At 73.0% G+C, this 23,032-nt stretch carries 23 protein-coding genes; 9 read left to right on the forward strand and 14 right to left on the reverse strand.

All coding sequences use genetic code 11. The annotated features are described in order from the left end of the window. Nucleotides 1-49: 49 nt before the first annotated feature. Genes M3147_RS15670 through M3147_RS15680 form a run of 3 tightly spaced genes read right to left on the reverse strand, consistent with a single transcriptional unit; the run spans nt 50 to nt 3,884 of the window. The gene (locus tag M3147_RS15670) at nt 50-1,498 is read right to left on the reverse strand and encodes an aldehyde dehydrogenase (NADP(+)) (RefSeq protein WP_251204348.1); all 1,449 of its coding nucleotides are present in this window, start codon (nt 1,496-1,498) and stop codon (nt 50-52) included. Between the two features lie 14 nt (nt 1,499-1,512). Continuing rightward, a complete protein-coding gene (locus M3147_RS15675; protein WP_251204349.1) occupies nt 1,513-2,721 on the reverse strand; it encodes an acyl-CoA dehydrogenase family protein in 1,209 nt (402 codons plus the stop codon). Then, nucleotides 2,718-3,884, reverse strand: coding sequence for a CaiB/BaiF CoA transferase family protein (locus tag M3147_RS15680; RefSeq protein ID WP_251204350.1), 1,167 nt, complete (start codon nt 3,882-3,884; stop codon nt 2,718-2,720). Before M3147_RS15680 ends, M3147_RS15675 begins: the two co-directional genes overlap by 4 nt. A gap of 73 nt (nt 3,885-3,957) precedes the next feature. Here M3147_RS15680 and M3147_RS15685 point away from each other — a divergent pair, with 73 nt between their 5' ends. Continuing rightward, the gene (locus tag M3147_RS15685; protein ID WP_251204351.1) at nt 3,958-4,716 is read left to right on the forward strand and encodes a GntR family transcriptional regulator; all 759 of its coding nucleotides are present in this window, start codon (nt 3,958-3,960) and stop codon (nt 4,714-4,716) included. Then, nucleotides 4,709-5,431: a hypothetical protein gene (locus tag M3147_RS15690; RefSeq protein ID WP_251204352.1), complete on the forward strand. Its 723-nt coding sequence runs from the start codon at nt 4,709-4,711 to the stop codon at nt 5,429-5,431. The genes M3147_RS15685 and M3147_RS15690 overlap by 8 nt, the downstream gene beginning before the upstream one ends. Nucleotides 5,432-5,438: 7 nt before the next feature. On the opposite strand, the gene M3147_RS15695 is transcribed toward M3147_RS15690, so the two are convergent. Beyond that, nucleotides 5,439-5,837, reverse strand: a complete 399-nt coding sequence (locus M3147_RS15695) for a TA system VapC family ribonuclease toxin (protein WP_251204353.1) — start codon at nt 5,835-5,837, stop codon at nt 5,439-5,441. Next, entirely contained in the window at nt 5,834-6,064 is a 231-nt protein-coding gene (locus M3147_RS15700) for a hypothetical protein (RefSeq protein WP_251204354.1), read from the reverse strand. Before M3147_RS15700 ends, M3147_RS15695 begins: the two co-directional genes overlap by 4 nt. A gap of 181 nt (nt 6,065-6,245) precedes the next feature. Between M3147_RS15700 and M3147_RS15705 the strand changes: the two genes are divergently transcribed. Then, nucleotides 6,246-7,610 (forward strand): NAD-dependent succinate-semialdehyde dehydrogenase, encoded by a 1,365-nt coding sequence (locus tag M3147_RS15705; RefSeq protein ID WP_251204355.1) that lies wholly within the window; start codon nt 6,246-6,248, stop codon nt 7,608-7,610. A gap of 65 nt (nt 7,611-7,675) precedes the next feature. Here the strand turns inward: M3147_RS15705 and M3147_RS15710 are convergent, their stop codons facing one another. Genes M3147_RS15710 through M3147_RS15740 form a run of 7 tightly spaced genes read right to left on the reverse strand, consistent with a single transcriptional unit; the run spans nt 7,676 to nt 14,659 of the window. Then, nucleotides 7,676-8,032 carry an iron chaperone gene (locus M3147_RS15710; protein ID WP_251204356.1) on the reverse strand — a complete coding sequence of 119 codons (357 nt, stop codon included), beginning with the start codon at nt 8,030-8,032 and terminating at the stop codon, nt 7,676-7,678. Nucleotides 8,033-8,063: 31 nt separating this feature from the next. Beyond that, on the reverse strand, nt 8,064-9,437 hold the full coding sequence (locus tag M3147_RS15715) for a serine hydrolase domain-containing protein (protein WP_251204357.1): 1,374 nt from the start codon (nt 9,435-9,437) through the stop codon (nt 8,064-8,066). Further along, a complete protein-coding gene (locus M3147_RS15720) occupies nt 9,434-10,306 on the reverse strand; it encodes an ABC transporter permease (RefSeq protein ID WP_251204358.1) in 873 nt (290 codons plus the stop codon). The genes M3147_RS15715 and M3147_RS15720 overlap by 4 nt, the downstream gene beginning before the upstream one ends. Continuing rightward, entirely contained in the window at nt 10,303-11,250 is a 948-nt protein-coding gene (locus M3147_RS15725; RefSeq protein ID WP_251204359.1) for an ABC transporter permease, read from the reverse strand. Before M3147_RS15725 ends, M3147_RS15720 begins: the two co-directional genes overlap by 4 nt. Further along, nucleotides 11,247-12,269 (reverse strand): oligopeptide/dipeptide ABC transporter ATP-binding protein, encoded by a 1,023-nt coding sequence (locus M3147_RS15730; RefSeq protein ID WP_251204360.1) that lies wholly within the window; start codon nt 12,267-12,269, stop codon nt 11,247-11,249. Before M3147_RS15730 ends, M3147_RS15725 begins: the two co-directional genes overlap by 4 nt. Beyond that, nucleotides 12,266-13,069: an ABC transporter ATP-binding protein gene (locus M3147_RS15735; RefSeq protein WP_251204361.1), complete on the reverse strand. Its 804-nt coding sequence runs from the start codon at nt 13,067-13,069 to the stop codon at nt 12,266-12,268. Before M3147_RS15735 ends, M3147_RS15730 begins: the two co-directional genes overlap by 4 nt. Nucleotides 13,070-13,123: 54 nt before the next feature. Continuing rightward, a complete protein-coding gene (locus tag M3147_RS15740; RefSeq protein WP_251204362.1) occupies nt 13,124-14,659 on the reverse strand; it encodes an ABC transporter substrate-binding protein in 1,536 nt (511 codons plus the stop codon). A 123-nt stretch (nt 14,660-14,782) separates the two neighbouring features. Here M3147_RS15740 and M3147_RS15745 point away from each other — a divergent pair, with 123 nt between their 5' ends. Continuing rightward, complete coding sequence (locus tag M3147_RS15745) at nt 14,783-15,577, forward strand: IclR family transcriptional regulator (RefSeq protein WP_251204363.1); 795 nt, start codon at nt 14,783-14,785, stop codon at nt 15,575-15,577. On the opposite strand, the gene M3147_RS15750 is transcribed toward M3147_RS15745, so the two are convergent. Then, on the reverse strand, nt 15,574-16,191 hold the full coding sequence (locus M3147_RS15750; protein WP_251204364.1) for a bifunctional 4-hydroxy-2-oxoglutarate aldolase/2-dehydro-3-deoxy-phosphogluconate aldolase: 618 nt from the start codon (nt 16,189-16,191) through the stop codon (nt 15,574-15,576). The two genes, M3147_RS15745 and M3147_RS15750, sit on opposite strands and share 4 nt — an antisense overlap. Continuing rightward, nucleotides 16,188-17,093, reverse strand: a complete 906-nt coding sequence (locus tag M3147_RS15755; protein WP_251204365.1) for a sugar kinase — start codon at nt 17,091-17,093, stop codon at nt 16,188-16,190. Before M3147_RS15755 ends, M3147_RS15750 begins: the two co-directional genes overlap by 4 nt. A gap of 96 nt (nt 17,094-17,189) precedes the next feature. Here M3147_RS15755 and M3147_RS15760 point away from each other — a divergent pair, with 96 nt between their 5' ends. The 5 genes from M3147_RS15760 to M3147_RS15780 all read left to right on the forward strand — a co-directional run bounded on the left by M3147_RS15760 (nt 17,190) and on the right by M3147_RS15780 (nt 22,878). Then, nucleotides 17,190-18,464 (forward strand): alanine racemase, encoded by a 1,275-nt coding sequence (locus M3147_RS15760; RefSeq protein ID WP_251204366.1) that lies wholly within the window; start codon nt 17,190-17,192, stop codon nt 18,462-18,464. A gap of 13 nt (nt 18,465-18,477) precedes the next feature. Then, entirely contained in the window at nt 18,478-20,085 is a 1,608-nt protein-coding gene (locus M3147_RS15765) for an N-acyl-D-amino-acid deacylase family protein (RefSeq protein ID WP_251204367.1), read from the forward strand. Then, on the forward strand, nt 20,085-20,816 hold the full coding sequence (locus M3147_RS15770; protein ID WP_251204368.1) for an IclR family transcriptional regulator: 732 nt from the start codon (nt 20,085-20,087) through the stop codon (nt 20,814-20,816). The genes M3147_RS15765 and M3147_RS15770 overlap by 1 nt, the downstream gene beginning before the upstream one ends. A gap of 50 nt (nt 20,817-20,866) precedes the next feature. Further along, nucleotides 20,867-21,250 carry a RidA family protein gene (locus M3147_RS15775; protein WP_251204369.1) on the forward strand — a complete coding sequence of 128 codons (384 nt, stop codon included), beginning with the start codon at nt 20,867-20,869 and terminating at the stop codon, nt 21,248-21,250. A 116-nt stretch (nt 21,251-21,366) separates the two neighbouring features. Then, the gene (locus M3147_RS15780; protein WP_251204370.1) at nt 21,367-22,878 is read left to right on the forward strand and encodes an APC family permease; all 1,512 of its coding nucleotides are present in this window, start codon (nt 21,367-21,369) and stop codon (nt 22,876-22,878) included. The last annotated feature ends 154 nt before the right edge of the window (nt 22,879-23,032 follow it).

A 23,032-nucleotide genomic window follows, 5' to 3' on the forward strand; every position in this document is an offset into this window, starting at 1 on the left:
CGCCTTCCAGAAACCGCGTGACGCCCCGTTGCATTCCCGCCCGGTGCGGCTACGCCTCGAGCACCCCGTCCACGCGGCGCGGCACCCCCGCCGGATTTCCGTCGCGGAGCTCGACCGGGAGCACCTGCTGCGGGGCATCCTGATAGGCCACCGGCGTGAGGAAGCGCCGGATCGCGCTCGCCCCGACCGAGGTGTGCACGGAGGCGGTCGAGGCGGGCCATCCGCCGCCGTGGTGCTGGGCCCAGGCGATCGCGACGCCCGTCGGCCAGCCGTTGTACAGCACACGGCCGGCGATGCGGGCGAGCGCGGCGCTCGCCCGCGCGACGAGCTCGTCGTCGTCGGATGCCGCGTGCCGCACGGTGCCGGTGAGGCTGCCCTCGAGCGCCGCGAGCGCCCGGTCGAGCTCGGCGCCCGGCGCGGGGTCGTCGTAGCGGACGAGCAGCGTGAGGGGGCCGAAGTGCTCCTCCTGGAACGCGGCCGGGTCGGCGAGGAAGGCGGCGATGTCGGTGGCGACGACCGTGGGCCGGGACACCCCGGGCTCCGGCGCGGCACCGCCGTCGACGAGCAGCTCGACGTCGCCGCGGGCGGCGATGCCGCTCGCGCCCTCGGTGAAGGCGCGCGTCATGCCCTCGGTGAGCAGTCGCTGGCCCGGCGCCTCGGCGGCGGCGGCCGCGAGCGCGTCCTCGAAGCCGGTGCCGCGGGGCACGAACACGAGCCCGGGCTTCGTGCAGTACTGGCCGCCGTCGCGGGTGAAGGAGCCGGCGAGCCCGGCCGCGAGCCCGGCCGCGTCCTCCGCCGCGGCGGCCGGCGTCACGACGACCGGGTTGATCGAGCCGAGCTCGCCGTAGAACGGGATCGGCTCGGGGCGCGCGGCGGCGAGGTCGAACAGCGCGCGACCGCCGCGGGTCGAGCCGGTGAAGCCGACCGCGCGCACGAGCGGATGCCGCACGAGCTCGATGCCGGCATCCATCCCCTCGACGAGCACGAGCGCGTCGGCCGGACCACCGGCCCCCGCGAGCGCAGCGCGGGCGATCGCCGCGGTGCGGCGGGACAGCTCGGGATGCCCCGGGTGCGCCTTCACGACCACCGGGTCGCCGGCGGCGAGCGCCGAGGCGGTGTCGTTGCCGAGCACCGAGAAGGCGAAGGGGAAGTTCGACGCGGCGAACACCGCGACGACCCCGAGCGGTCGCAGGATCCGCCGCAGATCGGGGCGCGGCGGGAGCAGCGAGGCGTCGGGGCGGTCGAGCGTCGCCTCGAGGTAGGAGCCCTCCTCGACGACCCCCGCGAAGAAGCGCAGCTGCGTCGCGGTGCGGGTGACCTCGCCGTCGAGCCGGGTCTCCGAGAGGTGGGTCTCGCGGTTGGCGAGCTCGACGAGTTCGGCGCGGTGCGCCTCGAGCGCGTCGGCGATCGCGCGGAGCCAGCCGGCCCGCTCGGCGCGGTCGCTGCGTTCGAGCCCGCTCGCGGCCGCCGCGCGGACGGCGTCGTCGACGGTCGTCATGCTTCCGCCGCCGTTCAGAACGCGTTCAGGCCGGTCAGCGCCCGGCCGAGGATGAGCTGGTGGATCTCGTCGGTGCCCTCGTAGGTGCGCACGGACTCGAGGTTCGCCGCGTGCCGCATCACGGGGAAGGCGTTGGTGATGCCGTCGCCGCCGAGGATGGTGCGCGCCTCGTGGGCGATGGCGAGCGCCTCGCGCACGCTGTTCAGCTTGCCGACGGAGATCTGCGCGGGGGTGAGCCGGCCGGCCTCCTTGCGGCGGCCGAGGTGCAGGGCGAGCAGCATGCCCTTCTCGACCTCGAGCAGCATGTCGGCGAGCTTCGCCTGGGTGAGCTGGTTCGCGCCGATCGGCTTGCCGAACACCTCGCGGGTGATGGAACGGTCGAGGGCGACCTCGAGGCAGGAGCGGGCGGCGCCCATCGCGCCCCAGACGATGCCGTAGCGCGCCTCGTTCAGGCAGCCGAACGGACCGGAGAGCCCCTCGGCGCCCGGCAGGATCGCGTCGGCGGGGAGCCGCACGCCGTCGAGCTCGATGTCGCACTGCACGCTCGCCCGCATCGAGAGCTTGCCGTCGATCGGGGTCGCGGTGAAGCCGGCCGTCGTCGTCGGCACGAGGAAGCCGCGCACCGCCTTGGCGCCCTGGTTCCCCGAGCCCGTCGAGGGGAGCGAGTCGTCCTCGACCCGGGCCCAGACCACGGCGACGTCGGCGAGCGAGGCGAGGCCGATCCAGCGCTTGGCGCCGTCGAGCACCCAGCTGTCGCCTTCGCGGCGGGCGACGGTCGTCATCGCGGCGGGGTCGCTGCCGCCCTGCGGCTCGGTGAGCGCGAAGCAGCCGAGGAGCTCGCCCTTCGCCATGCCCGGCAGCCACCGCTGCTTCTGCTCCTCGGAGCCGTACTTGTGGATGGCGCTCATCGCGAGCGAGCCCTGCACGGAGACGAAGGTGCGCCAGCCCGAGTCGGCCGCCTCGAGCTCGAGGCAGACGAGGCCGTAGCTCACCGCGCCGGCGCCCGCGCAGCCGTAGCCGCTCAGGTGCATGCCGAGGAAGCCCGCGGCGCCGAGCTCGGGGATGAGCTCCGCGCGGAAGTGCTTCTGCTCGAAGTCGTCCTCGATGATCGGCAGGATGCGGTCCTGCGCGAAGGCGCGGGCCCGCTGCTGCCAGCCGCGCTCCTCCTCGCTCAGCAGCTCGTCGAAGTCGAACACCTGGTCGATGCGGGGTGCGGTGGTCATCGGGGTTCCTTTCCTTGGCCGGTCGAGGCGTCGTTCCAGTCGGCGCCCGCGTGCTGGTCGAGCGCGGGCGGCGGGGTGCGGTAGGCGGGGGCGGACTCGGAGAGCCCGATGGGGTTCGCGACGGTGCGGCTCTGCGCGATCTCGGCGACGGGCTCCAGCCCGAGGGACTCGGCGAAGGCGATCGCCTCGGCGACGTCGTTCACGAGACCGGCGGGCACGCCGCACACGGCGAAGCGGGCGACCCACGCGGCCGCGGGCGCGGCGGCGAGGGCGGCCTCGAGCTCGGCGCGCAGGTGGTCGCGGTGGGCGACGCGCGCCTCGTTCGTCGCATAGCGCTCGTCGTCGGCGAGACCGGGGATGCCGAGCTCGGCCGTGAGCGCCCGGAACTGCTTGTCGTTGCCGACGGCGATGACGAGGTCGCGGTCGGCGGCGGGGAACACCGCGTAGGGCGCGATCGACGGGTGCTGGTTGCCGAGCCGGCGCGGCGCGCGACCCGTCACGAGCGTGGACGCCGCCTGGTTCGTGAGCGCGGCGAGGAGGCTCTGCAGCAGGTTCACCTCGACGAGCTGGCCGCGTCCGGTGCGCTCGCGCTCGCGGAGGGCGAGCAGGATGCCGGCGACCGCGTTCTGCCCGCAGAGCACGTCGACGAGCGCGACGCCCGCCTTCGCCGGTTCGCCCTCGGGCTCGCCGGTGATCGACATGAGCCCGCCGACGGCCTGCACGAGCAGGTCGTAGCCGGCGAGCGCGGCTCCCTCGCCGGTGCCGAAGCCCGTGATGGAGCAGTAGACCGCGCGGGGGTTCATGGCCCGGACGTCGTCGTAGGCGAGGCCGAAGCGGGCCATCACGCCGGGGCGGAAGTTCTCGATGACGACGTCGGCGCTCGCCGCGAGCCGGCGCGCCTCGGCGAGGCCGGCCTCGCTCGTCAGGTCGAGTGCCACCGAGCGCTTGTTGCGGTTCACGCTGCCGAAGTAGGTGGCATTGCCGGCGGCGTCGACGGGCGGCTTCCAGTGCCGGGTGTCGTCGCCGGCCGGCGATTCGATCTTGATGACGTCGGCGCCGAAGTCGGCGAGGGTCATGGTCGCGTACGGGCCGGCGAGGACGCGGGAGAAGTCGGCGACGCGGAGCCCCGCGAGCACACCCGCCTGCTGGGTCTCACTCGTCATCGCTCGCCTCCATCACCGTCGATCTTCATTCATCCTATAGTGAATCTTTAACTCCTGTGAAAAGCTGTGCGCTATGGGATCGAGGGTGGGCCCGGGAGCGCGCGAGGCCGTGTTCGCGCAGCTGTCGGACGCCGGCCGTGCCGAGCAGGTCGCGCAGCGGCTCACCGACGGCATCGTGCTCGGGGTGCTGCACCCCGGCGAGCGCCTGCCGAGCGAGCCCGAGCTCGCCCGCCGTTTCGGCGTCGCGCTCATCACGGTGCGCGAGGGCCTCGGCATCCTCCGCGACGCCGGCCTCGTCGAGACGCGTCGCGGCCGGGAGGGCGGCAGCTTCGTCGTGCACGACGACGCCGAGCACCGCGCCCTGCTCACCGCGCGGCTGCGCGCCCTCGCCCAGGTCGAGCTCAGCGACATGGCCGTCTACTTCGGCGCCATCCTCGCGGGCATCGCCGAGCGCGCCGCCGAGCGCGCGGCCGAGCCGGAGGCGGTCCGCCTCGCCGAGTGGCTCGACGCGGCCGACTTCGGCACCGCGGCATCCGCCCGCACGAACCAGGGCGGCTTCTTCCTCGAGCTCGCCGTGCTCAGCCAGTCGGCGCGGCTCGTGCGGGAGCAGATCCGCCTGCAGGCCGACGCCGGCCCGCTGCTGCTGCTCGGTCTCGACGAGGAGGACGAGCGCCGCCTGGCCGCCGCGACCGACCGGCGCATCGTCGAGGCCGTCGCCGCACACCGCCCGGCGGAAGCCCGCGCCGCCGCCGGCGCCCTCGTCGCGAGTCTCGCCGAACGGCTGCTCGCGGCGAAGGCGAGAGTCGAGCGAGGAGGGGGCATCGATGACTGATCAGGCGCTCCCCGCCGGGGCCGAGGCCGCCGCCGCGGCCGTGTCGCGGCTGTTCACGGGCGTGTTCGAGCAGCTCGCCGCCTGGCGTGCGCCGATCGAGCGGGCGATCGCGCCCGGCGTGAAGCCGCTCGCGCTCGACCAGCTCGTCTCCGAGCTCGTCATCCCCCGCCTCGTCGAGCCCGACGCCCTCCTCGTCGGTGCCGGCTTCATCGCCGACGGCGAGATCGTGCACGGTCGCGACGTGCACTTCGCCTGGTGGCTCGGCCCGCTCGACGACAACCCCGTGCTCGGTTCGACCGACGGGCCCACCCGGCTCGATCTCTCCACCCGCGGCTACACCGAGTACTTGCGCGACTTCCGGGCCCTCGAGTGGTACCGCATCCCCGCGACGACGCGGCACGCGCATGTCACCGGGCCGTTCGTCGACCACCTCTGCACCTGCGACTACATCCTCACCCTGACGATGCCCGCGCACGCCGCCGACGGCGAGCGCATGGTCGGCGTCGTGGGCGCGGACGTCGCGGTGCGCCGGCTCGAGCGGGAGCTCCTCGCCGGCTTCCTCGCGGTCGACGCCCCGCTCGCGCTCGTGAACGCCGACGGCCGGGTGGTGCTCTCGACCGAGCCGGCGCTGCAGGTCGGCCAGCTCGCCAGCAGCTCGGCCGCCGCGCTCGATTGCGCGGCGACGCCCTTCCGGGTGCTCGTCGCTCCGGCCTGAGCGCCCCTCAGCGCGGCACGAGCAGCGTGGACTCCGGCACCGCCGCGTGCAGCGCCTCGTCGAGGGTCGCCAGCCGCCCCCGATGGTGCCGCGCGAGCGCCGCGAGATAGGCGTCGGTCACCTGGCGATGCCCGATCACGTGCCCGAGCTCGACCTCGGTGTACGACAGCGACTCGGCCCAGAGCTCGATGCGGGGATCGTCGTGCAGCGCCAGCAGCATGGCGCGGACGGAGCTCGGCGGCACCCCGAGTCGCACGAGGAACCGCAGCAGCGCGCCTTCAACGATCGGGCAGACGGCGGCCTGCTCGACCCCGGCGAACCAGGCGCTCGCGCGCTCGTGGTGCACGTGCTCGGCGACGGTGAGCGCGATGAGCACGTTCGCATCGAGCAGGAAGCGCGTCGTCATTCGTCGTCGAGCGCGTCGGCCACCTCGGCGTCGTCGACGGCTCGGCCGAGACTCAGCACCGGCAGGCCGGACTGCGGATCGCGGGTGTACTCGACCTCGACCTGCAGGCCGGCGAGCCCGGTCATGGTCAGGTCGGCGATCACGCGGGACATCGACTGGTGCCGTGAGGCGGCGAGCTCGCGCACGCGATGGTGCACGGCCGGCGGGAGATCGACGGTGGTGCGCATGCGACCAGGCTATCGCATCATGAGTGATGCAGATCCGATGCAGCGGCAATCGCGCCACGTCCAGCTGTGCATCCGCAGAGACCGGTCCCGATCAATCATCCGCTGTTATATCTTTGAAGGACGAGCGTATGCACCGCGGCAGACGGACTCTGGCGTGCGTGCACCCGAGAAGGAGAACCCCATGCCCTATGCCGTGACCAACCCCGCCACCGGCGAGGTCGTCAAGAGCTACGACACGATCACCGACGAGGCGCTGCAGGCCGCGATCGCGAAGGCCACCGAGGCCCACCGCACCTGGTCGAAGAACTCCACCGTCGCCGAGCGCGCAGCCCTCATCCGCCGCGTCGCCGAGCTGCACACCGAGCGCATCGACGAGCTCGCCGACATCATCGTCCGCGAGATGGGCAAGCCCCGCGAGCAGGCCGTCGGCGAGGTCGAGTTCTCCGCCGCGATCTACGAGTACTACGCCGACAACGCCGCATCGCTCCTCGCCGACGAGGAGATCGAGCTGCTCGCGGGCGAGGGCTCGGCGCTCATCCGCCGCTCCTCGCTCGGCCCGCTGCTCGGCATCATGCCGTGGAACTTCCCGTACTACCAGGTCGCCCGCTTCGCCGGCCCGAACCTCATCATCGGCAACACCATCCTGCTGAAGCACGCCGAGCAGTGCCCCGAGTCGGCCGCCGCGATCGAGCGCATCTTCCTCGACGCCGGCTTCCCCGAGGGCGCCTACGTCAACATCTACGCCTCGCACGCGCAGATCGAGACCGTCATCGCCGACCCGCGCGTGCAGGGCGTCTCGCTCACCGGCTCGGAGCGCGCCGGCGCGAAGGTCGCCGAGATCGCCGGCCGCTACCTGAAGAAGGTCGTGCTCGAGCTCGGCGGCTCCGACCCCTTCATCCTGCTGTCGACCGACGACCTCGACGCGACCGTCGAGGCGGCCGTCATGGCCCGCGTCGACAACAACGGCCAGGCCTGCAACGCGGCCAAGCGCTTCATCGTCGCCGACGAGCTCTACGAGCCCTTCCTCGAGAAGTTCACCGCCGCGATGAACGCCGTCGAGGAGGGCGACCCCGCCAAGGACGGCACGGCCCTCGGCCCGCTGTCCTCGGCCAAGGCCGCCGACACCCTGCAGGAGCAGGTCGACCGCGCCGTCGCCCAGGGCGCCACCCTGCACTCGGGCGGCACCCGCAGCGACAACTACTACTCGGCCACGATCCTCACCGACGTGAAGCCCGGCTCGGACGCCTTCCACGAGGAGTTCTTCGGCCCGGTCGCGCAGGTGTTCAAGGTCGCCGACGAGGACGCCGCCGTCGAGCTCGCGAACGACACCCCGTTCGGTCTCGGCTCCTACGTGTTCACCACCGACCGCGAGCAGGCCCTCCGCGTCGCCGACAAGATCGAGGCCGGCATGGTCTTCGTGAACGTCGTCGGGGCCGACGGCGCCGAGCTGCCCTTCGGCGGCATCAAGCGCTCGGGCTCGGGCCGCGAGCTCGGCCGCTTCGGCGCCGACGAGTTCGTCAACAAGAAGATGATCCGCATCGGCTGATCCCGCCGATCACGACGACGGATGCCGCAGGCCGATGCCTGCGGCATCCGTCGTCTCCGCCGTGCTCAGCGGTCGAGGCGCGCGTCGATCTCGGCGATGCGCGCGCCGAGGATCCGCCGCAGCAACTCCTCGGGCAGCTGGTGCTCGGCGCTGAACCGCACCGAGCCCTTCGACCAGTCGAAGCCCGCGAGCTCGTCCGCGAAGCCGGCGAGCACCGTGCCGCTGAACGGGTAGAGCCCGAGGTGCTCCTTCGCCGCCATCGCGGCGACGAGGCCTTTGCCGCGGTGCAGCAGCGCGGGCATGCCGTAGCTCTCCCCCTCGCTCGCGTCCGGTGCGAGCTCGCGCGCGACGCGGATGACGCGTTCGAGCGCCGCCCGGTCGGACCCGCTGCGGGCGTCGAGGTAGTCCGTCACCGTTCCCATGGTGGCATCCTGCCACCCCGGGCGGGCCCGGTCAGCCCCCGACGCGGACCGCGAGCCGCTCGCCCAGCCTGAGCGCGACGCCGAGGCCAGCGTCGTCCCGCACGTACGCGACGACGTCCTCGGGGAACTCGGACCCCGGGTCGCTGGAGAGCACGCCGGGGCCGGCGGGCAGCAGGCGCTCGACCGACATCGGGTCGATCGTGTAGCTCCCGTCGTCGCGGGCGGTCGGCAGCGAGACGAGCTCGAAGCCGTCCCCGTCGGCCCGCACGCGGAGGTCGGCCTGCCCGTAGAAGCCGCAGTCGTAGCGGCCGACGAGCCCGAGGTACCCGGCCAACGCCTCGACGGCGACGTCGGTGCGGGGCTCCGCCCCGAAGCGGGCGTCGAGGATCAGCCGCTCCACCGCGTTCTTGAAGGGCTCGCCCTTCACCGAGTTCGTGAGGATCGCGTAGCCGAGCTGCGCCTCCGGCACCAGGACGAGCCGGGTCGAGTAGCCGATCGTGAGCCCGTCGTGCAGGTACGCGGCCCGGCCGCGCCGACGCTCGGCCATCCAGCCGTAGGCGATGTCCTGGCCGGGCACGCCGCGGTTCGCGAGCGTGCGGAAGTGCGCCGTCCCCGGCGCCGCCCGCTCGGCGAACTCCGCGTAGCGGAGCAGCTCGTTCGGCGTGCTGAGCACCCCGCCGCCGGGCACGTCCCAACCGGGCAGCTGCCAGTGCAGCTGCCAGCCCTCGTCGCGGGCCACCCTGGCCCGGCCGTCCGTGAGGTCGTGCGGCGCCGCCACGCGGTGCGTGATCGCCTCGTCCGCGGTGGTGAACGTCCGCCGCATCCCGGCGGGCTCGAGCACCCGCTCCCGGAGCACGTCGGCCCAGCGCCGGCCCGTGACCCGTTCGACGACCGCCGCGGCGACCATGAAGCCGGGCCCGCTGTAGGAGAAGTCGCTGCCCGGCGCGAACATCGGCTCGTCGTCGGCGAACTTCGCGATCGAGGCGGAGATGCTGTCATCCGCGTGGTCGGCGAGCAGCTCGTGCGCGCGGCCGATCATGTACTGGGCGTCGATGCCGGAGCGGTGGGTGATCAGCTGCCCGAGCGTGATCCGCGGATCGAGTCGGCCGAGGTCCGCGAGCAGCGGGGCCACCGGGGCGTCCAGCTCGACGAGCCCCTCCGCCTCGAGCTGCGCGACGACGACGCCGAGCAGCGTCTTCGAGATCGAGCCGATCTGGAAGATCGTGTCGCCGTCGACCGGGAGCGGGTGCTCCAGGTTCGTGACGCCGACGCCGAAGCCGATACGCTCCTCGCCGAGTCGGAGCGCGATGCCCGCGCCGGGCACCTGGAACTCCTCGAGGAGCTCGGGCAGCGCCGGCTCGAGCCGGGCCCGGAGTTCGGCGGCGGAGAGGGAGAGCACGGTCATCGGGAGACGCTCCTCGGGTCGAGTCGGTCGCGGAGGGCGTCCCCCGCGAGATTGATGGCGAGAATCAGGATGACGAAGGCCACCGCGGGCGGCACGACCACCCAGGCATCCGCCGTCAGGTACTGCAGCGAGTCGGCGATCATGCTGCCGAAGTCCGCGTCCGGCGGCCGGACCCCGAAGCCGAGGAAGCTCAGCGCCGCGTAGGCGCCCGTCGCCGTCGAGAGGTTGATCGCGGTGATCACGACGAGCGGCGAAGCGATGTTCGGCAGGAGATGGCGGGACATGATCCACGCCCCGCCCCGCCCGGACAGCCGCGCGGCGTCGATGTAGTTGCGGGACATGATCTCGAGCGTCGAGCCGCGCACCGTCCTCGCGAAGCGCGGGATGAAGACGATGCCGATCGCGACGGCCGCGTTCACGAGGCCGCTGCCGAGGACCGCGAGGACGAGGATCGCGAGCAGGTACTCGGGCACCGCGAACAGGAAGTCGACGATGCGCGAGATCACGCCGTCGACGGCCCCGCGCCAGTAGCCCGCGGCGAGGCCGAACAGGGTCCCGATCACCAGGGCGATCGCCGTCGCCGTCGCCGCCGCGACGAGGGCCGGCCGGATCGCGGCGACGACCCGGGAGAGCAGGTCGCGGCCCAGGGCGTCGGTGCCGAACCAGAACTCGGGTCCGGGCGGCGCGAGCCGCGGACCGACGTTCAGCTGGTTCGGCGGGTACGGCACGAGCAGCGGGCCGACGATGGCCAGCAGCACGTAGACGGCGAGCACGGCGTACGCGATCGTGCCCACGACGGGGATCCGGCGGCGCTTCGACGGCTGCAGCAGCGAGGTCGAGGCGAGGGTTTCGGTGAGTTCGCTGGTCATCGCAGGGCGATCCTTCGGTCGACGACGGGCACGAGCAGGTCGACGATGAGGTTGCCGACGATGAAAGCTGCGGCGAGCGCGAGCGCCTGCGCGGTGAGCTGGGTGAAGTCGCGCGTGGAGATCGACTGCAGCATCCCCCGGCCGAGCCCTGGCAGGCCGAAGATCTGCTCGACGATGAAGAGGCCGCCGATGAGCGAGCCGAAGGTGAAGCCGATGAAGGTGAGGATGGGCGGGGTCGCGGCCTTCAACGCATAGCCGTACGTCACCCGCCGCTCCGGCAGGCCGTTCGTCCTGGCCGAGGCGACGAAGGCGAGCCCGAGCACCTCGATCATCGCCGCGCGGGTCACCTGCATGATGAGCGGCGCCGTGGGGATGCCGACGGCGAGGGCCGGCAGCAGCATGATCTGCAGGTTGCCGAGCGGATTGTCCTCGAAGCGGATGTACACCGGCGAGTAGAGGTTCGTCAGCACGTTCGTCGCGAGGAAGATCGCGATGGTGCCGGAGATGAACCCGGGGATCGCGAAGATGAGGATCATCGGCGCGCGGAGCGCCGTGTCGAGCCAGCTGCCCGCCCGCTTCGCGGCGATCACCCCGAGCGGCACGCCGATCAGCACGGCGAAGCAGAGGCTCATGAGCGCCAGCTCCAGCGAGACGGGGAGCTGCTGGCGGAGCACCTCGGTGTTCTCGATCCCGGAGAAGGGCGAGACGCCGAAGTCGCCGGTCACGGCGCGACCGAGCCAGTCGAGGTACTGCACGATGATCGGCCGGTCGAGGCCCAGCGAGTGCTCGAGTGCCGCGATCGTCTCCGGCGAGGCCTTCGAGCCCGCGATGAGCGTCGCCGGGTTGCCCGAGACGAGCCCGCGGCCGGCGAAGAAGATGAGCACGCTCAGCAGGAGGAGCACGAGCACCGCGCCGGCGACGCGCTTCACGATGTAGCCGATCATGCGGGCTGCTCCTCGGGCAGGACGAGCGGGACGAGCGATCCCGGGAAGTGGCAGCGCACCGCGTGGCCGTCGGTGCGCTCGACGAGCGCGGGCGCCTCCGTGCGGCAGCGTGCCTGCGCGACCGGGCAGCGCGAGGCGAACCGGCATCCGCTCGGCGGGTCGATGGGGCTCGGCGGATCCCCCTGGAGCACGATCCGCTCGATGCGGTGGCCGTCGCCCGGGAGGTGCGGTTCAGCCGAGCGCAGCGCCACCGAGTACGGGTGGAGCAGTTCGAGGTCGAAGCGCTCGGCGGGGGCGAGCTCCACGATCTGGCCGAGGTACATCACGGCGATGCGGTCGCTGACCGCGCGCACGGCCCGGAGATCGTGGGAGATGAACACGTAGGCTGCGTGGTTGCGCTCCTGGAGCTGCAGCAGCAACTCGACCACCTGGGCCTGCAGCGAGGCGTCGAGCGAGCTGACCGCCTCGTCGAGGAGGACGAGCGCGGGGTTCGAGGCGATCGCCCTGGCGATGCAGACGCGCTGCTGCTGACCGCCGGAGAGCTGGTGCGGGAGCCGCTCCGCGAGCTCGGCGTCGAGCCCGACCCGGTGCAGCAGCTCGTCGACGGCGGCGCGGAGCTCGTCGCCGCGGAGGCCGGGGAGCGCCTCCCCGATCGCGTCCTGGACCGTCATCCGCGGGTCGAGTGCGCTCGCGGGGTCCTGGAAGACGGCCTGCACCTGACCGCGGTGCGTGCCGGCCCGCTCGCCCGCCCATTCGATCTCGCCGCGGTCGGGACGATCGAGGCCGACGAGCAGTCGCCCGAGCGAGGATTTGCCGCATCCCGATTCGCCGACCACGCCGAGCGTCGTGCCGGCCGGGACGACGAGGCTGACGTCGTCGACGGCGTGCACGGCGCGATGCCGTCCGGCGCCGGCGGCCCGTTCGGCCTTCGACCGGCGACCGGAGACGGCGAAGTGGCGTACGAGGCCGGTCGCCGCGAGGGCCGGGGCGGTCACCGCCGGCGCGTCCACGGCGGTCATGCGGCGCCCTCCCGGCGGCGGCCGACGGGCATGGCCGAGGCCGCGGCGAAGAGCGATCTGGTGTACGGATGCTTCGGGTCCCGCATGATCTCGGCGGTCCGTCCTTCCTCGATGATGCCGCCACGGCGCATGACGACGATCCGCTCGCACAGTTCGACGACGACGCCGATGTCGTGGGTGATGAGCAGCATCGACATGCCCTCGTGGTCGAGCCGGTGCCGGAGCAGGTCGATGATCTGGGCCTGCACGGTGACGTCGAGCGCGGTCGTCGGCTCGTCCGCGATGAGCAGGCGGGGTTCGTTCACGAGCGCCATCGCGATGAGCACGCGCTGGCGCATACCGCCCGACAGCTCGTGCGGGTAGCTGCGCAGCTTCGACTCCGGCGCGGGGATGCCGACGGCCGCGAGCGCGTCGACGGCGAGCCGGCGCCGGTCCGCGGCCGGGAGCCGGCGGTGCGCCCGGATCACGTCGTCGAGCTGGACGCCGATGCGGATGACGGGGTTGAGGCTCGCGAGCGGGTCTTGCGGGATCCGGGCGACCTCGACGCTGCGGAGCCGGCGGAACTCGGCGGGCGGGACCCCGGCGAGGTCGCGGCCGTCCAGGGTGATGCGGCCGTCGACCGCGGCCCCCTTCGGCAGGGAGCGGAGCACCGCCGCGACGAGGGTGCTCTTGCCCGATCCGGATTCGCCGACGATGCCGACCCGCTCGCCGTGGTCGAGCGTGAGCGAGACGTCGCGCACCGCGGGCTCCGAACCGGCCCGGTACCGGATGTCGACGTGCTCGAGTTCGAGGAGCGGCATCGCGCTTCCCTTCCGTGCTGTGGGGGCCGCCGGGCTGGCCGGCGGCCCCGGGGTTCAGTCCGTGCTCTTCGAGACGCCCGCGAGGAACGCCCGGCTCTGGCTCGACGGGACCGAGACGCCGCTCACCCCGTCGGGGTGCGCGACGAACGCGTCGGTGGCGAGCAGGGTGAGCGTCGGGTAGACGATCTCCGCCTCGTGCATCTCGACGGCGACGAGCGCGTCCTGGTAGGCCTCCTGCGAGTCGGCGGCGAGTGCCGCGTCGAGCAGCTGCTGGAGCGAGGCGGGCACCGGTCCCTGGCGCCCGGGGGCGGGGGCGATGTACTGGTAGGGGTTGGAGTAGTACGACTGCGCGTTCCAGCTGAGGTCGTAGTCGATCGAGGTGAGCCGGTCGCCCCAGGTGGCGCCTTCGAGCGGCTCGAGCTCGATCGCGAACCCGGCCTGAGCGAGCTGGTCCTGCATGCTGGCCAGCAGGTCGTTCGTGCCGTAGTCGTACGAGCCGATGTACATGAGCTTCGCGCTGACGCCCTCCGGGTAGCCGGCGCCGGCGAGCAGCTCCTTGGCCTTCGCGGCGTCCTGGGTGAAGTTCGGCAGCTCGGCGACGTCGGGCGCCCATTCGAGGCCCGGCGGCAGGTAGCCGCTCGCGCGCGCCGCGCCGCCGTAGGCCTGCTCGGCGAGCTGGTCGCGGTCGAAGGCGAGTGCGAGCGCCTGGCGCACCGCCGGGTCGTCGAACGGCGCCTTCGTGTCGTTGATCTGCAGGAAGATCGTCGAGTCGGTGGGTGTGCGCTCGACGGCGAAGCCCTCCTTCTCGAGCGAGCCGGCCGAGGTCTGGTCGGGGAAGATCAGGTCGACCTTGCCCGCCTTGAGGTTGCTCACCTGCGTCGCCATGCTCGGCATGTACAGGATCGACAGCTGTGCCGAAGCGGTCGGCTCGCCCCAATAGTCGTCGTTGCGCTGCAGGGTGAGGCTCGTGCCGGGCTCGTACGCCGATTGGGTCCACGGGCCGGTGCCGACCATCGCGGTGGCGAGCGAGTCGTCGGAGCCGTCGCTCAGGATCGCACAGCCCCAGACCAGCGGGTTGGCCATGTTGTTCACGAAGCCGGCGTCGGGGCTCGACAGATCGAAGCGCACCGTGGCGTCGTCGACCTTCTCGGCACCGACGAGGGTCGGGAAGAGCTCCAGGTCGATGCGCTCGGGGCTCGTCGTCAGGCGGTCGAAGGTGAAGACCACGTCGTCGGCGTCGAGGGAGTCGCCGTCGGAGAAGGTCACCCCCTCGCGGAGCGTGAACGTGTAGCTCAGGCCGTCCTCGGACTTCTCGTACCCGGTGGCCAGCGCGGGCTCGACGGTGCCGTCGTCGCTCGTCGTGAGGAGGCACTCGTAGCTCAGCTGCCAGACGAAGCGGTCGCTGAACATGCTCGACCCCTGCGGATCGAGCGAGGTGGGCGGCGTCGTCTCCGCGATGGTGAGGGCGTCGCCGCTGTCGCCGCCGCCGGCGAGGGACTGCGGCGCGGCGCAGCCGGCGAGCAGGAGCGCGGCGGCGCCGAGCGCGATCGCCGAGCCGAGTGCGGACACGTGCTGGTGAGGTCTGGACATGTGAAGCCTTCCGTCGTTGGAAGCGGGGGTCGTTGCAGAGTATCCAGAAGGATTGTGCAAAGCAAAGTGCTGTATTGCAGTGCAGAACGTATAGAGTCTTTCCTAATTCGCGGAGGAGACCAGATGACCGAGCAGCACCCGACTGCACCCGCCCCTCGCAACAACTCGTCCTCGCTGCGCCGTGCGCTCGCGATCCTGCTGCAGCTCGGCGAGGACCGGAGCGGCGAGGGCTACTCGCTCGCCGAGCTCGGCGAGCTGCTGCAGCTGAACAAGAGCACGATCCTGCGCCTCATGCAGCCGATGATCGAGGAGCACTTCATCGAGGCCGGCGACAGCCAGGGGCACTACCGGCTGAGCTGGCGCAGCGCCCAGCTCGGCCAGAGCTACCTGAACGCCGTGAGCATCGACCGCGACATGCACGACGTGCTCATCCAGCTGTCGCGCGCCTCCCAGGAGACCACCCACCTCGTCCGCGCCGCGCTCCCCCGCGTCGTCTACATCGACAAGGTCGACAGCCCGCTCGCGGTGCGCATGTTCTCGCGGGTCGGCAACACCCAGCCGATGTACTCGACGAGCGTCGGCAAGGCGATCCTGGCGCAGCTCGACGAGGCGGCCGTCCACGCCGTACTGGAGGCCGGGATGCCCCGCCGGACGCCGCGGACGATCACCGACGAGGCCGCCCTCCGGCACGACCTCGCGCTCACGCGCGAGCGCGGCTGGGCGATCGACGACGTCGAGAACGAGGACGGCATCCGCTGCGTCGCAGCCCCCGTGTTCGACCAGCACGGCCAGTGCTCGCACGCGATCAGCCTGTCCGGCCCGGTCTCCCGCGTGACGAGCGAGCGCGTGCCCGAGCTCAGCGCGCTCGTCGTCGCCTCGGCGAACGAGATCTCGCGCCGGCTGGGCGCCCGCCGCTAGCGGCCGCCGCGCAGCAGCTCGGCGAGCCGGGGCAGCTGCGACTCGTCCTCGAGCGCGGAGCCGACGGCGACCGCGCGCACCCCGGCCGCGAGGAAGTCGGCGGCGTTCCCGGCATCCAGCCCGCCCGTCGCGACGAAACGCACCTCGGGGAACGGACCGCGCATCGCGCGGAACCACCCCGATCCGAGCGAGGCGGCGGGGAAGGCCTTCAGCCAGCTCAGGCCGAGCGCCGCGGCCCGCTGCACCTCGGTGGCCGTCGCGACGCCCGGCAGCGGCGGCAGCCCGGCCGCCGCCGAAGCGCGCACGACCGCCTCGTCGAAGCCGGGGCTCACGGTGAACGCGGCGCCGGCGCCCGCCGCGAGCTCGACCTGTTCGGCGCTGACCACCGTGCCCGCACCGACGACGCGTCCCACGCTCCGCGCGGCGGCGGCGACGAGGCGCAGCGCCTCGACATCATCGGCGGATTGGATGGGCAGCTCGACCGCGTCGATGCCGAGCTCCCAGGCGCGCTCCGCGAGCTCCAGGCTCCGGCGCGCGCCGAGCCCGCGGAAGATCGCCATCAGGGGCGCACCGCCGAGCAGCTCGGCGAACTCGGCGTTCTCGATCCGGGTCATCCGTCGTTCCTCTCCTCACGGGGCACGTCGCTCGTGCCCGCGATGGTCAGCACGGCCCGGGCATGGCCCGCCGTGAGCCTCGCCTCGGCATCCCCGCCGTCGAGCCAGGCGGCGATCCAGCCCGCGGCGAACGCGTCGCCCGCGCCCACCACCTCGACGGCGGTCGTCGGGATCGCCGGCACGTGCACGGCGGGGGCGCCGTCGGCGAAGGCGGTCGCGCCGACGGCGCCGTCCTTCACGATCAGCTGCGCCGGCGTCGGCAGCAGCTCGCGCACGGCGTCCGGCGTGCGCGTGCCCCACAGTCCCTCGGCCTCGTCGAGTCCGACGAAGACGAAGCGGGCTCGGCGGGCGAGCGCCAGCAACCGCTCGGCGGCCGCGGCCGCCGACGGCCACAGCGCCGGCCGATGGTTCACGTCGAAGCTCACCGGGACGCCCACCGAGGCGGCGGCGTCGAACAGCGCCTCGACGAGGCGGTCGCAGCTCGATGAGAGGGCGGGCGTGATGCCGCTCAGATGCAGCAGCCGGACGCCCGAGACGGGCAGCCTCGCGACCGCGTCGGCGTCGAGCCGCGACGCGGCGGAGCCCGTCCGGTAGTAGTGCACCCGGCCACCGGGGTCCTTGAAGTAGACGCCGGTGGGCGCCGTGGCGTCGCGGCTGGCCCAGGCCGTGTCGACGCCGAGCGCGTCGAGCTGACCGAGCAGCCGGCGGCCGAGCGGGTCGTCGCCGACCGCCCCCGCCCAGGCCGTGCGGCGACCGAGCGCGGCGAGATGCGCCGCGACGTTCGACTCCGCACCGCCCGGCTCGACGCGGAAGTCCACGGCGGACTCGAGCGGCTCGGCGCGGGCGGGCACGACGAGCGCCATCGTCTCGCCGACGGTCAGGACTTCAGGGATGGGCGGCACGGCCCTATGCTGACTGCTGTGCAGATGCCGCGCAAGCGTGTTGCACTATCTGCACACCTTTCGTCCGACCGATCACGCCGCACTGCGAGGAGACGCATGACGCTCGCACTCGACCGACTGCACGACGAGGTGCTGACGCCCGCCGACACCGGGCTGCCGGCCCGTGCCGCGGGGCTCACCGCTCGCGCCTTCCTCGCCACGGCCCCGACGCTCGACGAGTTCTGGACCCCCCTCACGGTGCTCGACCGCGCGGCCCTCGAGCACAACGCGACGACCGTGCAGCAGTGGACGAGCGCCGCCGGACTCGAGCTCATGCCGCACGGCAAGACCACGATGGCCCCGCAGCTCTGGGCCCTGCAGCTCGACCGTGGCGCGAGCGGCCTCACCCTCGCCACCCCCGGCCAGCTCCGCACCGCGCGCGCCTTCGGCGCCGACCGCCTGATGCTCGCGAACGCACTCGTCGCCCCGGCGAGCCTCGCCTGGCTCGCCGACGAGCTCGCCGACCCGGGCTTCCGCTTCCACTGCTGGGTCGACTCGATCGAGACCGTCGAAGCGATGGAGCGCGGCCTGGCCCCGCGCGGCCCGCTCCCCCGCCCGATCGAGGTGCTCGTCGAGCTCGGCGGCGCCGGCGGCCGCACGGGTGCCCGCTCCGTCGCCGACGCCCTCGCGCTCGCCCGCCGCGTCGCCGCCTCGCCGGTGCTGCGCCTCGCCGGCGTCGCCGGCTACGAGGGCGCGCTGGCCCACGACCGCAGCGCGGCGGGGCTCTCCGCCGTGCGCGACTTCCTCACGGCGATGCTCGAACTGCGCGACGGGGTGGCCGGGCTGGTCGACGACGAGGCACCGCTCGTCGTCACGGCCGGCGGCAGCGCCTACCCCGACGTCGTCGCCGAGGTCTTCGCCCCGGCGATGGCCGCGGCGACGGCGTCGGGCCGGCCCGGGCGCTGGATCCTCCGCTCGGGCGCCTCACTCGTGCACGACGACGGCTTCTACCACGGCATCTCGCCCCTCGACGCGGAACTCGCGCCCGCGATGCGCGGCTACGCGCGCGTCGTCTCGCATCCGGAGCCCGGCCTCGCGCTGCTCGACGGCGGCCGGCGCGACTTCCCCTTCGACGAGGGGCTGCCGCACCCGCTCGCCGTCTCCGCCGAGCTCGGCGACGCGGCGAGCCGCCCCCTGCCGGGCGCCGAGGTCACCGCGGTGAACGACCAGCACGCCTTCCTCCGCGGCGACGAGCTGCCCGTCGGCGTGGGCGAGGTCGTCGCCCTCGGCCTCTCCCACCCCTGCACGGCGTTCGACAAGCGCCGCTGGCTGCCCGTCGTCGAGCGGGCGGGCAGCACCCGCGTGGTCGATCTCGTCCGGACCTTCTTCTGAGCGGCGGACGAGCATGAGCGATCCCCGATCCGTCATCCGCGACGTCCGGCTCGACCCGGCGGCCGAGCCCGTCGACCTCGTCCTCGACGGCGAGCTCCTCGCCGCGGTCCGGCCTCGCGACGAGCGCGGCGCGCCCGCGGGCCGCTCCGCCGCACACGAGATCGCGGGCGAGGGGCGGCTCGTCCTGCCCGGCTTCGTCGACGCCCACTCGCACGCCGACGCCCGGCTCTTCGACCCGGAGGTGCAGCTCGCACTGCTCCGCCAGGGCGTCACGAGCGTCATCGGCGGTCAGGACGGCGTCGGCTTCGCACCGGGCGACGGCGCGTACGGGAGCGAGTACTTCGCCGCCATCAACGGCCGGCACCCGGGCGACGCCGGCGGCGGCATCGCCGGGCTCCTCGCGGGCTACGACGGCACCACGCCGCTGAACGCCGGCGTGCTCGTGCCCGCCGGCACCGTGCGGCACGAGGTGCTGGGGCGGTCCGCGGCCCCGGCGACGGCCGAGGAGCTCGCCGCGATGCGCGCCCTCGTCCGCGCCGGCCTCGACGAGGGGGCCCTCGGCCTCTCCAGCGGCCTCGACTACGTGCCGGGGATCTTCGCCGACGTCGACGAGCTCGCCGAGCTGGCCATGGAGCTCGGGCGGGCCGGCGGGGTCTACGTCTCGCACCTCCGCGGCGGCTACGAGGCGAACTCCGCGGCCGGCGTCGCGGAACTCGCGGAGATCGGGCGGCGGTCAGGGGCGCCCGTGCACGTCTCGCACTTCCACGCCGAGCCGGCGATCGTGCACGCGCTCATGGCCGAGCTCGCGGAGGCCGGCCTCGACGCGAGCTTCGACGCGTACCCCTACGGCCGCGGCTGCTCCCTGCTCGCCATGCCCCTGCTGCCGCCCGAGTTCGGTGTGCGCCCCGCCGACGAGCTCGTCGGCCTGCTCGCCGACGAACGGGTGCGCGCGGAGCTGTTGCGCGACTGGTTCCCCGGCATCGCCGACTACCCGAGCCTCGGCCCGGCCTGGCCGGAAATGCTCGTCTTCGGCCACCTCGCCGCGGCCGAGCTCGACTGGGCGCACGGACTGACGCTCGCCGAGGCATCCGCCCGCGCCGGCCGGAGCCCGGCCGAGTTCGCCCTCGACGCCCTCGTCGCCAGCCGGCTCGAGGTGAACGTCGTGATGGCCGTGCAGCGCGAGCGGAGCGCGGCGGAGCTCGCCGGCATCCTCGCCCACCCCCGGGCGATGGGCGGCTCCGACGGCATCTTCGTCGGCCGGCATCCGCACCCGCGGGCGCGCGGCAGCTTCGCGCGCTACCCGCGCGAGCTCGTGCTCGAGCACGGCGTGCTCGACTGGGCCGGGCTCGCCGCCTTCGCCTCGACGCGGGCCGCGGAACGCTTCGGCCTCGGCCGGCGCGGCCGCGTGCAGGCGGGCTCCCTCGCCGACCTCGTGCTGCTCGACCCGGCGACCGTGCGCGACACCGCCTCGTACGACGCACCGCTCGGACTCGCCGAGGGCATCGAGGACGTGCTCGTCGCGGGCGTGCCGGTGCTCGCGGGCGGCCGGCTCACCGGCGCGACACCCGGCCGGGGCCTGCGCCGCGCAGCTTCGCCCGCCGCCCACGAGGGGAGCCGCTGATGTCGCAGAGCGTGGAGCGGGCCGCCCGCATCATCGACGCCGTCGCCGAGTCGCCGCGCACCGTCGCCGAGCTCGCCGAGGCCTTCGGGCTGCACCGCTCGACGATGTTCCGCGAGCTGCAGTCGCTCGAGCAGGTCGGCTGGGTGCGCCGCCGCAGCTCCGGCCGCTACGCGCTCGGACCGCGGCTCGCCGCACTCTCCCGCGAGGCCCTCGAGTCGCTCGACCTGCGCGAGGCGGGCGCCGAGCACGTGCGCCGGCTGCACCGGCGCACGGGCAACACCGTGCACCTCGCGGCGCTCCTCGACGGATCGATCGTCTACGTCGACAAGGTGGAGGATGCCTCGGGCGTGCGCATGTACTCGCGCATCGGCAAGGCGGTGATCCCCTACTGCTCGGGCGTCGGCAAGGCCATCCTCGCCGAGCTGCCGGAGACCGAGCGCGACGCCGTGCTCGCGGGGGTCGACTGGGCGCCGTTCACCGAGCGCACGATCACGAGCCGGGCGCGCTTCGACGCCGAGCTCGACCGGGTCGCCGCCGCCGGCTACGCCGCCGACGACCGCGAGTTCGAGCCCTTCGTCAACTGCCTCGCCGTGCCGGTGGTGTCGAGCATGGGCGTCGTCGGCGCCGTGTCGGTCACCGCCATCCGCATGGTCGCCGACCTCGACGCCCTGAAGCAGCACCTCCCCGCCCTCCGCGCCACGGCCGCGGCGATCGCCGCCGAGCTCGGCTGAACCACCACCCATCACCCACCACCCACCACCCACGAAGACCGGAGCACGCAATGCCGAAGACCGCCGTCACCCTCTCGAACGCCCCCAAGCCCGCCGGCCCCTACAGCCACGGCGTCGTCGCGAACGGCTTCCTCTACACCGCCGGCTTCGGCCCGCAGGACCCGGCGACGGGCCTCGTCGTCGAGGGCGGCGTGCAGGAGCAGACCCGCCAGGTGCTCCGCAACATCGGCGCGGTGCTCGCCGAGTACGGCCTCGGCTTCGACGACGTCGTGAAGGTGACCGCCCACCTCGAGGACCTCGCCGACTTCGCCGAGTACAACGAGGCGTACGCGGAGTTCTTCCAGGAGCCGTACCCCGTGCGCACCACGGTCGGCTCGCGTCTCGCGAACATCCTCGTCGAGATCGACGTCGTGGCGGCCGTGCCGCAGGCCTGATCGGGCGGGGTCCCATCGAATCATCCGGTTCTATAGCTTTAGGACCGCAGCTCTGGCTATGCTGGCGCTCGACCCGCGCGAGACGCGAGATCAATGACGATCGAAGGGACCCCCCCATGCCTGCAGAATCCGAGGTCACCCACCTCGACGACGCCGAGCACCTCCAGGTGCTCGGCTACGACGACTCGTTCAACCGCTCGATGAGCCTGTGGGCGAACTTCGCCCTCGGCTTCACCTACCTCTCGCCGCTCGTCGGCGTCTACTCGCTGTTCGCCGTGGCGCTCACGATCGGCGGCCCGCCGTCGATCTGGTGGATCGTCATCGTCGGCTGCGGGCAGCTGCTCGTCTCCCTCGTGTTCGGCGAGATCGTCTCGCAGTACCCGATCCACGGCGGCATCTACCCCTGGGCGCGGCGGCTCTGGGGCCGCCGCTACGCCTGGATGGCGGCCTGGATCTACATCTGGGCGATGATCGTCACGATCACCGCCGTCGCCGAGTTCGGCTCCGGCTTCGTGGCGAGCCTCTTCGACCTGGAGCTCACGCCGGGGGTGAACCTCGCGATCACGCTCGGCCTGCTGCTGCTCGCCTTCGTGTTCAACTTCTCGGGCACGAAGACCCTCGCCCGGGTCGCCCAGATCGGCCTCGCCGCCGAGCTCATCGGCGTCATCGGCCTCGGCCTCTACCTGCTGATCTTCCAGCGCAAGCACGACTTCGGCATCTTCTTCAACACGATGGGCGTCGAGGGCGACGGCAGCTATGCGGTGGCCTTCCTCGGCGCCGCGCTCGCCGGGCTCTTCCTCTTCTACGGCTTCGAGGCCTGCGGCGACGTCGCCGAGGAGGTCTCGAACCCCGCGAAGCGCATCCCCCGGGCGATGATGATGACGATCCTCGTCGGCGGCGTCTCGGCGCTGTTCTCTTTCGGCGGCTACGTGCTCGCCGCGCCGAACCTCGAGGCGATCGTCTCCGGCGAGGACGCCGACCCGATCCCCGGCATCCTGGCCGACACCCTCGGCCCCGTCGGCGCGAAGATCTTCCTCCTCGTCGCGATCACCGCCTTCATCTCCTGCGTGCTGAGCCTGCAGGCGGCCGCGAGCCGGCTGCTGTTCTCCTTCGCCCGCGACGGGATGATCCCCGGCCACACCTGGCTCGCGAAGGTGTCGCCGCGCAACAAGGTGCCGACGAACGCGCTCATCGTCGCCTGCACGGTGCCCGCGATCATCAGCGTGCTGATCTTCTTCAACGGCAATCTGCTCGTGCCGATCACCTCCTTCGCGGTGCTCGGCATCTACGTCGCGTTCCAGATGGTCGTGCTCGCCTCGCTGCGGCAGCGGGCGAAGGGCTGGCGCCCGGCCGGGCCGTTCTCGCTGCGCGGGGCCGGCGTCGTCGTGAACATCCTGGCCCTGGCGTACGGGATCTTCGCGATCGTGCTGATCGCCAGGCCCGGGGAATCCGGGGACGTGTTCACCGACTGGGTCGTGCTGATCGGTCTCGGCATCGTGCTCGTGACCGGACTGGCCTACCTGTTCATCGCCCGCCCCGACCGGAAGTCGAACGCGCCGGAGGGCGACGCCGTCGCCGTCGCCGAGGCGATCCGCACCCGCACCGGGGCGACGCCCGTCAGGCGGTAGCGGGCTCGGCGGCGCCCCATCCGCTCCCGCCCCGCCTGCTCCCGACTGCTCCCCGCCCCGCCCGCTCCCGAAGGGGTCACTTTCCGACGGATTCCTCGCCATCGCGACTTGCGGATGCCGCAAAACGACCCCCTCGGGGGTTGGGGGTTGGGGG

Origin of the sequence: Agromyces mediolanus (assembly GCF_023715325.1) — a bacterium.
GTDB classification, from domain to species: Bacteria; Actinomycetota; Actinomycetes; order Actinomycetales; family Microbacteriaceae; genus Agromyces; species Agromyces mediolanus_A.